We start from the raw sequence: 13,822 nt of genomic DNA, 5'->3' as shown, positions 1-13,822 counted from the left end.
GTCGAGTATGTAGGCGAACTATCGATTCGGGGGGACGGGCGTGGCCAGGACCGAGAACGACAGCTGGGAGATCACCGAGAGCGTGGGGGCGACGGCGCTGGGCGTGGCGGCGGCGCGCGCCGCGGAGACCGACAGCGAGAATCCACTGATCTCCGACGAGTTCGCGCGGGTGTTCCTGCACGCCGCCGGTGAGGGCGTATGGAACTGGTTCGCCGCTCCCAACCTGCCCGACCAGATCGCCCAGGCCGAACCCGACCTCAAGCCGCGGATGCAGGGGATGGTCGACTACATGGCCGCGCGGACGGCCTTCTTCGACACGTTCTTCACCGACGCCACCCGGGCCGGCGCGCGGCAGGTGGTGATCCTGGCCGCCGGCCTGGACTCGCGGGCCTGGCGGTTGTCGTGGCCCGACGGCACCACGGTCTACGAACTGGATCAGCCCCGGGTGCTGGAGTGGAAGCTGTCTACCTTGCAGGACAACGGCGCCGAGCCGACCTGCCGCCTGGTTCCCGTGCCGGTCGACCTGCGCCACGACTGGCCGGCGGCCCTGCGGCAGGCCGGGTTTGACGCCTCCGCGCCGAGCGTCTGGTCGGCCGAGGGGTTGTTGCCGTTCCTGCCGGCGGCCGCCCAGGAGCTGCTGTTCGAGCGGGTCCAGGCGCTGGCCACCCCGGGCAGCCGAATCGCGGTGGAGGCGCCGGGCCCCGACTTCCTCGACGAGGCGGCCCGTGAGCGGCAGCGGCAGACGATGCAGCGGGTTCGCGACCTGATGGCCGAACTCGAGCCGGAGCGCGACATCCCCGACGTGGCGGACCTGTGGTATTTCGAGGAGCGCGAGGACGTCGGCGAATGGCTGTCCCGCCACGGCTGGGACGTGACGGTGAACCCGGCCGAGGAACTGATGGCCAGCTACGACCGCAGGCCCCCACACGACATCGAAGGCGCCACACCCCAGACACTGTTCGTGTCGGCCGAGCGGACGGAAAGGAACTGAAACCTCAAGATGAGCACAGTCAGAAGCGAAGACGACAGCTGGGAGATCACCGAGAGCGTCGGGGCCACCGCACTGGGCGTGGCGTCGGCGCGCGCCGCGGAGACGCGAAGCGAGAACCCGTTGATCTCAGACCCGTTCGCGCAGGTCTTCCTCGACGCCGCCGGCGACGGGGTGTGGAACTGGCATTCGGCCCCGCAGCTGCCGGACGAACTCCTCGAGGCCGAACCCGAGTTGCCGCTGCAGATGCAGGCGATGGTCGGCTACATGGCCTCGCGGACAGCGTTTTTCGACGAGTTCTTCCTCACCGCGACGCGCGCCGGAATCCGCCAGGCGGTGATCCTGGCCGCGGGCCTGGACGCGCGGGCGTGGCGGTTGTCCTGGCCGGACGGCACCACGGTTTACGAGCTGGATCAGCCCCGGGTGCTGGACTTCAAACTGTCGACGCTGACCGAACACGGGGCGGAGCCCGCGTGCAACCGGGTCGCCGTCCCGGTGGACCTGCGCCACGATTGGCCGACGGCCTTGCGCGAGGCGGGTTTTGACCCGTCGGCGCCCAGCGTGTGGTCCGCCGAGGGGTTGATGCCCTACCTGCCGGCCGCCGCCCAGGAGCTGTTGTTCGACCGCGTGCACGCGCTGACCGTCCCCGGCAGCCGGGTGGCCGTGGAGGCGCTGGGACCGAAGTTCCTCGACCCCGCGCTCCGCGCGAAGCGCCGCGAGCGGATGGACCGGGTCCGCGCGCTGATGGCGCGCGTGGACCCGGGCCGGCAGGTGCCGAGGACCGACGAGCTGTGGTACTTCGAGGAGCGCGAGGACGTCGGCGACTGGTTCCGCCGCCACGGCTGGAGCGTGACGGTCACGCCGGCCGACGAGCTGATGGCCGGCTACGGGCGCACGGTGCCCAAGGAGGTCGAGGACGCGGTGCCGGGCAACCTGTTCGTGGCCGCGGAGCGCCCCGCTTAGCCGTCCCCGGCCTTCCGGCTGGCGCGCCACCGTTGGAATCCGCGCCGCGCGGCGAACGCGCCGACGATGGCGGTCACGCACCACACCGCGATCGCCGCGTACGCCAACGGCGACGACCGGTTGCCGATCGACGCGCCCAGCGCGGTGTACACGAACGCGCGCGGCACCGAACCGACGAACGAGCCGATGACCATCTGCCACAAGGGCACCCCGAACGCCCCGAAGGCGTAGGACGCCAGGGCGTCGGAGACGCCCGGGACGAATCGCTGGCCGACGACCGCCCACAGCCCGCGGCGCTCGATCAGCGCGTCGATGCGGTCGGTGCGTTTCGCACCCAGCAGCGCCCGGGCGCTGTCGCGCCCGGCCCGCCGGCCGATCAGGCTCGCGACGATCGCGGTGCCGACCGTCGCGCCCAGCGTCACGAAAATGCCGAGCAGGGGACCGAACAGCAGCCCGCTGGCCGCGGCCAGGATCGAGCCCGGCACGAACACGGCGCCAAGCACGGCCGACGCCACCACGTAGGTCAGCGGCGCCGCCGGCCCCGTCGCCGAGACCACGCGCCGCAGCTCCTCCACGTGGACGACGCGCGCGATGGCCACCAGATAGAACATCAGCAGCAGGAAGGCGACGAACACGCCGAGCCGCACGATGTGGCCGCGCCGGGATGCGGGTCCCGGTGCCGGCGCGTCGTCGTCGTTGTGGTCCATGCTGACCGCGATTCTTCCGCACCCTGCGTGGGCGTCGTAAAGTGCCACACACAGGGAGTCGCATACCTGTGAGAGGCGTTCGTCGAGATGTCCGAGCACCCTGAGCAACCCCGGGGCAAGCGGATCGTCGTCTGCCTCGACGGCACCGCCAACCAGATCGGGGCCGGCAACCTCACCAACGTCGCCAAGCTGTTCGAGATGTTGGACAAGGACGATCCGGCCGGCCAGCTCGCCTATTACGACCCCGGCGTCGGCACACTGGTGCCCGCATCGGTGCGCTCGTCGCTGTCGCGCACGGTCGACCTGCTGATCGAGAAGGCGTTCGGGCTGGGCCTGAAAAGCAATGTGGCGCAGGCCTACTGGTACGTGATGCAACATTGGCGCCCGGGCGACTCGCTCTATATCTTCGGCTTCAGCCGCGGCGCCTACACCGCGCGCGCGTTGACCGGCATGTTGCTGCGGCCCGGATTGCTGCGGCCCGGCTCGGAGAACCTGCTGCCGTACGCGGTCGAAAAGTACGCCATCAACCGGCATTTCACCCAGGACGAGTACGCCCACTGGGCCGAGTTCGCCAGAGCGTTCTGCTGGCGCACCGAGGGCGAGCCGCTGTTTTCGACTGTGCGGCAGAACAGCCCGAATCAGGTTTGGCACCATGCGGTGCCGGTGGCCTATCTCGGCCTGTGGGACACGGTCAAGGCGGCCGGATTTCTGCGGTTCGGCAACCTGCGCTGGCCCTACACCCGGTCGCTGCCCAACGTCGCGCGCATCCGCCACGCCGTCTCGATCGACGAACGTCGCCGTCCCTACCGCGAATATCTCGTCGAACGCCACCCGCTGGGGCTGGAGGAACGCTGGTTCGCCGGCGTGCACGCCGACGTCGGCGGCACGTTCATGCCCGATCACCGGCTCGCCACCATCGCGTTGAAGTGGGTCACCGACGGCGTCGTCGGTGAACTGGCGATCGACGCGGCGGCCTACCGCCAGCAGTGCGCGGTAACCGAAGACTTCGCGGACGCGCCGATCCATCACAACGGCAAGCTGTGGTACCTGGTCGGCTGCCGGCGCCGGCCGATGGGTCCCGACGCGCTGGTGCATCCCAGCGTGCTGGTGCGCCGTCGCGACAACCCCGGCTACTTGCCCAATCTGACCGAAGAGGCGCAACGGCTCAGCGCCGACCCGACCGACTGGACCTCTCCCGCGTTGTGAAGGAGCAACCGCCATGGCACTGCGTTCGCTCACCGAGTTGGACCAATACAAAGCCGCGCCGTTCCCGCCGGGCTACCCCGATGACACGCGAACGTTTTACAGTCCGGTCGACCGGGTGCACGAGGCGCTGAAGGCCTTGTTGACATCCGCCGACAAAAGCATCGTGGTGGCGATGTACGGCTACGACGACGCCGAACTGAATTCGGTGCTGCAGTCGGCGCTGAAGGACGAAAAGATGTACGTGCAAATGAGTCTCGACTCCACCCAGGCCGCCGGGAAGTCCGAGCGGGCTCTGTTGGCGCCGTGGCTCAACGACAAGATCGGCAACAGCATCGCGATCGGGCACAGTGAGAAGTCGGCGATCATGCATTTGAAGATGGTGATCATCGACGGCGTCGACGTCATCACCGGCTCGACCAACTGGTCCACCGGCGGAGAATCCAAGCAGGACAACCAACTCACCGTGATCCGGGACCCGTACGTGTGCGCGGAGGCCCGGTCACGGATCGACATCATCCACGACGTCATGCTCAAGCAGATGGCCGCCAAGGCGCAATCCGGCGGCCCGCACTAGGGCGACGCCCCCTTAGAACGACTGCAGCCGCTGGGCCAGCCCGGTCGCGCGCACCGCCCGTCGCTCGATGGCCGCCCGCACCGACGCCTCGGTTCCGGCCACCCGGACCTTGGCCTTCGCCCGGGTCACGGCCGTGTAGAACAACTCCCGGGTCAGCAGCCGCGAATCCTCCGGCGGCATCAGCACCGTCACCTCGTCGGCCTGGCTGCCCTGACTCTTGTGGATCGTCATCGCGTGCATAGTCTCGATGTCCGTGAGCCGGCTGGTCGCGAAGCTCAACGTCCCGGTGGCGCCGGCGATGACGGCCCGCAACCCGCCGTCACCCGCCACCACCACCCCGGTGTCGCCGTTGTAGACCTTGAGCCCATAGTCGTTGGCCGTCACCAACAATGGCCGGCCCGCGTACCACGCCGACGCTGGCTGCTGACCCGTCTCCTCCGCGAGCCAGCGCTCCACCTGCCGGTTCCAGTGCGAGACCCCGTAGGGGCCGTGCCGGTGCGCACACAACAGCCGGTGCTCGTCGAGCGACGCCAACGCCGCCCCGGCGGCGCCGAGGATCGCGGCCTCCCGCACCCGCAGCGCGTGCGGGACCAGCACCGCGTGCAGCCGGTCGGTCGGCCCGTCGGAATCGAGCCACTCGATGTGCTCACCGCCGGTCCGCAGCAGCCCCATCGCGCGGTCGCCGTCGCCGACCCGGATCGCCTCGGCCAGCGCGCCGATCGACTCGCCGAATCGATGCGGTGTGCGCAGCGCCGCCACCCGCACGTCGGGTCGCGCCGTCAGCCCGTCTACCAGGTCGGCCAGGACCGCACCGGCCTCCACCGAGGCCAGCTGGTCGGGGTCGCCCACCAGGATCAACCGTGTGTCGGGCCGCACCGCCTCGAGTAGCCGCGCCATCATGGTCAGCGACACCATCGACGTCTCGTCCACGACGATCACGTCGTGGGGGAGCCGGTTGCCGCGATTGTGCTTGAACCGCACCGACGTATCCGGCCTCGAACCGAGCAGCCGGTGCAGCGTCGTCGCCGGCAGGTCCGCCAGCCGGGCCCGGTCCGCCGCGTCGAGCCTGTGCACCTCGGCGGCCACCGCCTCGGCGAGCCGCGCCGCGGCCTTGCCGGTGGGTGCGGCCAGCGCCATCCGGGGCCGCGGCAACCCGGCGCTCTCGGCCTGCCCGGCCAGCAACGCCAGCAACCGCGCCACCGTGGTGGTCTTGCCCGTTCCGGGACCACCCGTCAGCACGGTGACCGCTTGCGCGACGGCGATTTCCGCGGCCGCCCGCTGCTCCTCGTAACCCGGCGGGAAGAGTCGATCCAAGTCCGGCGCGTCGCCTCGCGCCCCCGGCGCGGAGAGCGCGAGTAGGTCGGCGCACACCTGCTGTTCCTCGAGCCAGTACCGGTCCAGGTACACCAGTTCGCCGAACATCCGCAGCACCGGCGGGGACCCCAGCAGCGGGCTGGCGCGCACGGCGGCCAACCAGTCGGCGGGCTCGGGCCAGGGCAGGTCGGCGACGCCGACTTGCGCCGCCACCGCCCGCAGGTCCATGCACACCGAACCGCTCCGCAGCGCCCGCACCAGCAGGGCGACCGCTAGCGCCACCCGCTCGTCGGGCTCGTCGGCGAGTGCCGTAAGCCGTTGGGCCACATGGACATCGGCGGCCTCGAACACGCCGGCATCGCTGTACGTCCGCAGCAGGCCCGCGGCGGTGATCGCCTCCAGCGTCACGCGGCGGCCCTCCCATCGAGCAGGTCCGACAGCTCGGCTATCAACGACGCGGGCGGCCGCCAGCTGAACACTCCCGACGGGTGACCGTCGACCACGGGGGTGTCCGGGCCGCACATGCCGCGCACGAACAGGTACAGGACGCCGCCGAGATGCGCGCCGGGGTCGTAGCCCGGCACGCGCCACCGCAGAAACCGGTGCAGCACAACGCTGTACAGCAGTGCCTGCAGTGGATAATCCGAATGCAGCATCGCCTCGACCAGGCGCCCCCGGTCGTAATCGGCGGACGTCAACGGCCGGTCCGGGTCACCGAGCCAGTTGGTCTTGTAGTCGACCACCAGATAGCGATGCCCCACGCCGTCGGGCACGCGCAGCACGGCGTCGACCGAGCCGGTCAGGTAGCCGCGCAGCGGCTGGTCGCCGAGCGGGCGGCTCGTCAGGCGGTCGGCATAGGACGCCAGCGCGTCATCGGCCGGCAGGTGCGCGCGCAGCAACGCGCCCATGTCCGCCAGCCGGATCTCGGGCGCCGCGGAATTCAGATCACCACCCGCGAGGGGAAATTCGAAGTCCAGCTCGCGCAGTCGGTCCGAGAGCCCGATGCGCCGCAAGGTCAGGTCGCCGGCCAGCGGTCCCAGCGGCGTGTCGTGCATCGGCACCATCGCCGCCGCGAGCGCGCCGGGGGGCACGTCGACCGGCCACCACACCGAGTGGGTGCGGATGTGCGCCTCGAGCTCGGCGGCCAGATCGCTGGCCAGCGGGTCGGTGGTCTCGAGCACGGCGTGCACCAGCGTGCCGAACTTCGCGCCCATCGGCACGTCGGCCATCGGCGACGGCAGCTCCGGCCCGGATGCGGCCTGCACCAACGGTATTTCGCCGACCTCGTCGTCCAGCTCGGTGACCTCCGGCTCGCTGCCGACCCCGGCGGCCGCGGAGTTTTCCGTGACCCGGATGAGGCCGGAGTAGGAGGTGCGCCGCCACCCGGTGTCGATGGCGCGGTGAAAATGCCGGCTGTCGAGGTCGGCCGGCACCGGCTGCGGCGGCACGGACGGCGCGGCCGCCACCACCGACCGTTCGATCACCGGGCCGCCCGCCGCCTCCCATTCCCGCAAGCGGTCGAGGGCGTCGTCGTCGGGGATCTTCGCCGGCTCGCATCGGTCCGGCACGCACGGCTCTCCCGGCCGTCGGCCGCGCAGCAGCCGCGACAGCCCGCCGTTGGGTTCGTCGAACGCCGGCGACCACCACGCGACGACTTGCGACTGGGCCCGGGTCAGGGCCACATAGGTCAACCGGCTGTCGTCGCTGGCGTCCTCCTTGCGGCCCAGCACCTCGACGGCCTTGAAGTCCGGGCTGTCCTTGCCCCCGATGTGCAGGCAGCGCACGCCCTCGTCGTGGAACAACACCACGTCGCGGTCCTGGGTGTTGCGGTTGAACGCGAACGGCAGGTACACGATCGGGTATTGCAGACCCTTGCTGACGAACACCGTCATGATCTGCACGGCCGCGGCGTCACTGTCCAGGCGCCGATTGCGTTCGGGCGCGCCGGCGCGTTCCTCGCGCTGCCTGCGCAGCCAGTCGCGCAGCGCCGGCAGGCTGGAGCGCTCGCGGTGGGCGACGTCCTGCAGCAACTGCGCGATGTGCGCCAGGTCGGTCATGTGGCGTTCGCCGCCGTGGGCGGACAGCACCCGGTCGGCCATGCCGGAAAGCTGCGCGGCTTCGAAGATGGCGGCGACGCCGCGCTCGCGCGCGTGGCCCGCCCACTCCCGCAGGGTTTCCGCGACGCGGTCGGTCAGCGCGTCACCGCCGGCCGCCAGCGATTCGGCGGTCTCGCCGAAGAACATGGTGGCCGCCGCGGCGCGCACCATGCCGGGCCGGTGCGGTTGGTCGAACGCCTCCAGCAGGCAGAGCCAGTCTTCGGCCGCGTCCGAGCCGAACACGTCGGAGTCGCCGGTGTACACCGCCGGCACGCCCGCGTCGCACAACGCCTTGAAGCAGGCCGCGGCGTCCTTGTGCTTCTCCACGATCACGGCGATGTCGCGGGCCTGCAGCGGCCGGCCGGCGAACGTCGCACCGGCGGCCAGCAGGGCGCGGATGTCGGCGGCGAGGTCGGCGCCGATGTGGGCCCGCAGCTCGTCGATGGGCAGGTTCTGAATACCGCTGCGCCCCAAGGTCGCTCGTTGGACCACCCGCAACCGGAACGGTTCGTTGTGCGGGGCGCTGGCGAGCCGGTGGCCCCGATGGTGGGCGTCGACGTCGTCCACCACGATCGCGGGATCGCCGAGCTGGGCGCCGCGCAGCACCACCTGCAGGCGCTCGATGAGCGCCGAATCGCTGCGCCAATTGGTGGCCAGCGTCTTGCGCTCGCCCGCCGTTTCGGCCGCCCGCAGGTACGTTACGATGTCGCCGCCGCGAAACGCGTAGATGGCCTGCTTGGGATCGCCGATCAGGATCAGGGTGGAGCGGCCGCTGAACGCGCGGTCGATCACCTGCCACTGCACCGGGTCGGTGTCCTGGAACTCGTCGACCATGACGATGGGCCAGCGGTGATGCATGCGCACCCGCGCGGGGGAATCCACGGCGGCCAGCGCGTCGGCGAGCCGGCTCAGCAGGTCGTCGTAGTCGAGCACGCCCAGCCGGCGCTTGCGGGTGTCCAGTTCCGCGAGAACGTCTTTCGCGAACGCCACGCAGACGGCGGCGCGCGAACCGGGCTCGGGGTCCAGCGGGCGCAGCTGCGTCGACGGGTTTCTGACGACTTCGCGCGCCAGGCGCAGCGCCTCGCGATAGGCCAGCGCCGGATCGTCGCGCTCGCGCCCGAAATGGGCCAGGTACAGATCGTCGACGATCTCGACCACCAACTCGTCGAGGCTTTCCAGCAGTGTGACGTTCGCGGCGGTGTCGCCGGCCACGCCCAGAGACTTCAACACCAGCTGACAGAACTGGTGGGTGGTGGCGATGGTCGCCGCATCGAAGCCCGCCAGGCCGTCGCGCAGCCGCTGCCTGCGCGCCGCGCGCTCGTCGTCGGTGCCGTCGAGCAGGTAGGCCACCAACTCGTTGTCACCGGCGGCCGACGGATCGCCGAAAGCCGCCACCGCGTCGACCAGTTGGCCGCGGACCCGTTCGCGCAGCTCCTGGCTGGCGGCCCGGCCGAACGTGATCAGCAGCATCTGGTCCAGCGTCGCGGTGCCCTCGGCGAGGTAACGGGTCACCAGGCCGGCCAGCGCGAACGTCTTGCCGGTGCCCGCGCTGGCCTGCAGCACCGTGGTCGACCGATCGGCGGGCAGCGGGCCGAGCAGGTCGAAGCGCTCTGTTACCTGCCCCATCTCAGGGCTTCCTCTCGGCCCGCAGCATCGGCAGCCAGACCCGCGCGGCGTAGGCGCCCAACCGGGTGTCTTCGCCGTCGAACTCCTCACCCGGCCGCACGGGCCGCATAAGGTCGGCCACCCGGGTGTTCTTGCCCCAGGCCCGCACGTGGGCCGGCTCCTCCTGCTCGTACTTCCACCGGTATTGCGCCTCGCGCAGCGGATCGTCGCCGCAGTGCCGCGCGGCCGCCCACGCGTAGGACGTCTTGACGGGCAACGGAATCGGCTCCCGCCGGCCCGCGTCGTAGACCGCCACCAGCTCGCGCAGCAGCGCCAGGGCGTCCTCGTGCGGCCGCCCCAGCCCCTCCACCCGCGGCGTGGTGCCCCGTTTCAGGCGGCCGACGCACACCGCCGACCAGTCTCGGCCCGGCTCGTGAGCGATCAACGCCAGCAACGGAATCCACGACTCGAGCAGGTGCTTGCCGTCCAGCTTGGAGTACGTCACCGACACCAGCCGCTCGCCGTACACCGGCGACACCGTGCCCGTGAGCCGCCGCCCGGAGCCCAGGTCGATGTCGACGTCGTACGCCCGGGCGCCGGCCCGGCGGTACTGCTGCGCCGCGGACGCCAGCAGCGCGACCTGGTCGCGGACCTCCGTCGCGGTGCGCCAGCCCAGTTGTCCGGGCGGCAACGTGCCGCGCCGCCACTCGGCCTGCCGGGCATCGTCGGGCGTCCACCCGCGCAGGATGTCGCCCAGCATCCGGTCGCCGACCGTCCACTCCTCGAGGGCATCGAGGTCGACGGGCATGGCGTCTTGCACGCCGTCGACATCGCGCGGCAGCGTGAAGTCCAGCGCGCGGAAGAAGCCCTTGACCGGATCCTTGAAGAAGCCGATGAGGTCGGCCAGGATGACGTCATCGGCGGGAGGTGGCGGCAGCGGTCCCGAGATGAACCGGGGCGCCTGGCCCCGCTCGCCCGCGGCGACCCGGGCCGCCCGCAGCACGGTGGGGTCGAAGCTGAAGGGCACCTTGGGCACCAGCCTGCCCGGGATGACGTTGCGAACGTCGAAGGGCTGCAACGGATGCTCGACCACGATGCGCCTGCGTATCCTTTCGCCCGACACGGTCATGTCGAGCGTGTCCAAGAGTTCGGCCAACGGCACCGCCGGCGGGCGCGGCTGGCCCGAGTACTCATTGGCGCCGGTGTAGGTGATCACCAGCTTCTCGGTGGCCGCGCCGATGGCATCGAGCAGCAATTGCCGGTCCTCGGAACGGATGTCGCGTTCGCCGGTCATCGGGTCGCGCGCCAGCGCGTCGTCGCCGTCGACGACGCCGAGCCGAGGGAACACCCCGTCGTCGAGGCCGACCAAGCACACCACCCGGTGCGGCACCGAGCGCATCGGGACCATGGTGCACACCGTCAGGGTGCCGGTGCGAAAGTTGGCCCGCGTCGGGCGTCCCGCGAGGCGACCCTGCAGCAGCGCGCGGATGTCCGGCAGGCGCAGCGGCGTGTCGGCCCGGGGCCCGGCGTCGGCCAGCGTCGACGCGAATTCCCGTTGCATCTGGCCGGTCTGCCACAGGTCCGCGTCGTCGACCCGGGTCAACAACTCGATCCCGGCGGCCAGCGCGCCCAGCCAGTCGCGCAACGGCCTTGTGCCCGTGAGCGAGTCGACCACGCGCTGCAGGCGCGACACGAATTCGGCGAGCTGGCCGGCCAGCTGGACGCGGTTGCTGCTGACATCGTCGAGGGGCAGTGTCGCGTCGATCCAGGCGTGCGAGTCGTCGGACATCGCGACGCCGGCCAGCACCCGGTCGATGCCGAAACGCCACGTGTTGTGCACGAAGTCGACGTGGTACGGACGCCGGTGCTCCTGGTCGAACCCCCAGCGGATGTTCGCCTGGCGAACCCAGCGGGTGATGGCCTCCAGGTCGTCGTCGGTGAAACCGAAGCGGGCACGCACCGGCGCGGCCTCGGCGAAGTCGAGCACCTCGCTGGCGGTCACCCGGCTGCCCGCCAGCGCCAGCAGCTGCGAGGCGACCCCCAGCAGCGGATTGGTTTGCAGCGGTGAGCGATCCGCGAGCCGCACCCGCAACCGGTGCGCGGGATGCGCGCCGCGCACCACGTCACCCAGCCCGAAGTCGGCGACGATCAGCGGCGCGTAGGTCTCGATGTCCGGACACATCACCAGGATGTCGCGCGGCTGAAGCGTCGGGTCGTCCTGCAGCAGGCCCAGCAGCACCTCGCGCAGCACGTCGACCTGGCGCGCCGGGCCGTGACAGTTGTGCACCTGCACCGAGAGGTCGTCGTCGGCGAGCGTACGCCCTTGTGGCCGAACGGCATTCGCGGCGATGTCGGACTGCAGCCAGCCGAGCAGCGTGTCGGGCCGCGCCGGCGCGGGCAGGTACTCGTCGATGCGCGGGTCGGGGGGCAGGGAACGTTGCAGCTCGCGCAGGTCACGCCCGAGCGTCGCCAGCAGCGGATGGTTCACGGCGCGGTGGCCGGTGTCGGTGCGGCGCGGGATCGCCCCGCGGGCGCCGGCCAGCGCGCGCCACAGTTCGTCGCTGGGATGCGGCAGCCACAAGTGCAGGTCGTGGTGGGTGGACAACGCATCCAGCAGCTCCACGTCGGTGTTCGCCAACCGGGTGTGCCCGAACAGCGACAGCCGCTCCGGCAGGTCGGCCGGGCCCCCGCGGAGCAGGGTCACGGTTCGCTGATGGCGGACGTGCGGGGGATCGGCGGGTACCGCGGCCACCAGCGCCCGCCAGAGCTGGGGCTGCCAGGCCAGGTCGGGATCGAGGCCGCGCTCCTCGCCGGCCAGCCAACCGGCGAGCAGCCCCGGACGCTGCCTGGCGTACGAGGCGAACAGACCGGCCAGCCGGCGCGCCACCGAGTAGCGGCGGCCGCGGCGCAGCTCGGCCTCCGCCTCCGTCGACGCGAAGTGCCCCAGATGCGTTGCCAGCGTGCGGCACCACGGCTCGTCGAGCGAGCAGTCGATCACCGCTAACAGCGGCCACGTCATCGCGTCCGGCGACCACGGGTCCTCGTCGGCCGTGCCGGTGAGCTCGGCGATCAGGGAAGCCGGGCTGCGGAACGCCACCCCGGCACACACCCCGTCGCCGCCGCGGCCGCGGCCGAGCACGTGCGACAACCGCTGGCTGAGCCAGCGTTCGACGCCGCGCGCCGGCACCAGCACGAGTTCCTCGGTGAAGGGGTCGGTCGGCGGGTTGGTCAGCAGGGCGCCGAGGCCGTCGGCAAGGAGGTCGGTGCGTTCGGCCCGGTGGAGATGAAGCGACATCGCGGTGCCACCATAGCCCCGGACACCGACGGGAGTGGGGCTACTTGGCCAGCGTGAACTGGTTGATGTCGATGTAGCCGTCCCGGAACGCTTTGGCGCAACCGGTCAGATACCTCATGTATCGCTGGTAGACCTCTTCGGACTGGATCGCGACGGCCTCGCTGTGGTGGGCTTCCAGCGCCGCGGCCCACAGGTCGAGGGTGCGGGCGTAGTGCAGCTGCAGCGACTGCCTGCGGGCCAGGTTGAATCCCATCTTCGACGCGTGGAACTCCACCATCTCGATCGGCGGCAGCTGGCCGCCCGGGAAGATCTCGGTGGCGATGAAGTTGTTGAAGCTGGTCTGCTCTTCGGTCATCGGCAGGCCGTGCTCGACGATCTGCTCCGGCGTCAGCATGGTGATCGTGTGCAGCAGCATCACCCCGTCGTCGGGCAGGACGCGGTAGGCCTTCTGGAAGAAGTCGTCGTAGCGGTCGTAGCCGAAGTGCTCGAACGCGCCGATGGAGACGATCCGGTCGACGGGCTCGTCGAACTGTTCCCAGCCCTGCAGCAGCACCCGCCTGCTGTGCGTGGTGTCCATCGCGTCGAACAGCTTCTGCACGTGGGCGGCCTGGTGCTCGGAGAGGGTCAGACCGACGACGTCCACGTCGTATTTCTCGATAGCGCGGCGCATCGTCCCGCCCCAGCCACAGCCGACGTCCAGCAGCGTCATCCCGGGCCGCAGCCCGAGCTTGCCCAGGGCCAGGTCCATCTTGCGCAGCTGCGCCTCTTCCAGCGGGATATCGCGCATCCGGTCGAAGTAGGCGCAGCTGTAGGTCATCGTGGGGTCGAGGAAGAGCCGGAAGAAGTCGTCGGACAGGTCGTAGTGCGCCTGGACGTCTTCGAAGTGCGGCGTCAGGTTCTGAGTCATGCCGGCTACGCGCCTTTCTGAATCCGGGGCCATCAGCTGTACACGAGCGCAGGGCGCAGCTGGTTCACCGTGGCTTCCCGGATGGGCCGGAATGAGACTCGGCGGGCCCGTACGCGGGGAATTCCGACGACGTTACGCCCGTTTACCCCGGGGTCAAGCGGAAAACG

9 protein-coding genes are annotated in these 13,822 nt (G+C 70.7%); 4 read left to right on the top strand and 5 right to left on the bottom strand.

Annotated elements, in window-relative coordinates; translation table 11 throughout:
• Positions 1-40: 40 nt before the first annotated feature.
• The gene (locus BRW65_RS22370; RefSeq protein ID WP_073878390.1) at positions 41-991 is read left to right on the top strand and encodes a class I SAM-dependent methyltransferase; all 951 of its coding nucleotides are present in this window, start codon (positions 41-43) and stop codon (positions 989-991) included.
• Positions 992-1,000: 9 nt separating this feature from the next.
• Positions 1,001-1,951, top strand: coding sequence for a class I SAM-dependent methyltransferase (locus BRW65_RS22365; protein ID WP_073878389.1), 951 nt, complete (start codon positions 1,001-1,003; stop codon positions 1,949-1,951).
• On the opposite strand, the gene BRW65_RS22360 is transcribed toward BRW65_RS22365, so the two are convergent.
• Entirely contained in the window at positions 1,948-2,658 is a 711-nt protein-coding gene (locus BRW65_RS22360) for a TVP38/TMEM64 family protein (RefSeq protein WP_073878386.1), read from the bottom strand. The genes BRW65_RS22365 and BRW65_RS22360 overlap by 4 nt on opposite strands.
• A gap of 87 nt (positions 2,659-2,745) precedes the next feature.
• On the opposite strand from BRW65_RS22360, the gene BRW65_RS22355 reads away from it, so the two are divergent.
• Complete coding sequence (locus tag BRW65_RS22355; protein ID WP_073878384.1) at positions 2,746-3,864, top strand: DUF2235 domain-containing protein; 1,119 nt, start codon at positions 2,746-2,748, stop codon at positions 3,862-3,864.
• Between the two features lie 13 nt (positions 3,865-3,877).
• Positions 3,878-4,438, top strand: coding sequence for a phospholipase D-like domain-containing protein (locus tag BRW65_RS22350; protein WP_073878382.1), 561 nt, complete (start codon positions 3,878-3,880; stop codon positions 4,436-4,438).
• 12 nt (positions 4,439-4,450) lie between these two features.
• On the opposite strand, the gene recD is transcribed toward BRW65_RS22350, so the two are convergent.
• From recD to BRW65_RS22330, 4 genes are read right to left on the bottom strand one after another with little or no spacing between them, the layout of a single operon-like run.
• A complete protein-coding gene (gene recD / locus BRW65_RS22345; protein WP_073878380.1) occupies positions 4,451-6,160 on the bottom strand; it encodes an exodeoxyribonuclease V subunit alpha in 1,710 nt (569 codons plus the stop codon).
• Positions 6,157-9,474: an exodeoxyribonuclease V subunit beta gene (recB, locus tag BRW65_RS22340; protein WP_073878378.1), complete on the bottom strand. Its 3,318-nt coding sequence runs from the start codon at positions 9,472-9,474 to the stop codon at positions 6,157-6,159. The genes recD and recB overlap by 4 nt, the downstream gene beginning before the upstream one ends.
• Position 9,475: 1 nt before the next feature.
• Positions 9,476-12,748: an exodeoxyribonuclease V subunit gamma gene (gene recC, locus BRW65_RS22335; RefSeq protein ID WP_073878376.1), complete on the bottom strand. Its 3,273-nt coding sequence runs from the start codon at positions 12,746-12,748 to the stop codon at positions 9,476-9,478.
• Between the two features lie 40 nt (positions 12,749-12,788).
• The gene (locus BRW65_RS22330; protein WP_073878374.1) at positions 12,789-13,655 is read right to left on the bottom strand and encodes a cyclopropane mycolic acid synthase family methyltransferase; all 867 of its coding nucleotides are present in this window, start codon (positions 13,653-13,655) and stop codon (positions 12,789-12,791) included.
• Positions 13,656-13,822: the final 167 nt, after the last annotated feature.

The organism is Mycobacterium paraffinicum, assembly GCF_001907675.1.
GTDB classification, from domain to species: Bacteria; Actinomycetota; Actinomycetes; order Mycobacteriales; family Mycobacteriaceae; genus Mycobacterium; species Mycobacterium paraffinicum_A.
Note: the sequence above shows the minus strand (reverse complement) of the source record. Positions and strands in the feature narration are given on the sequence as shown.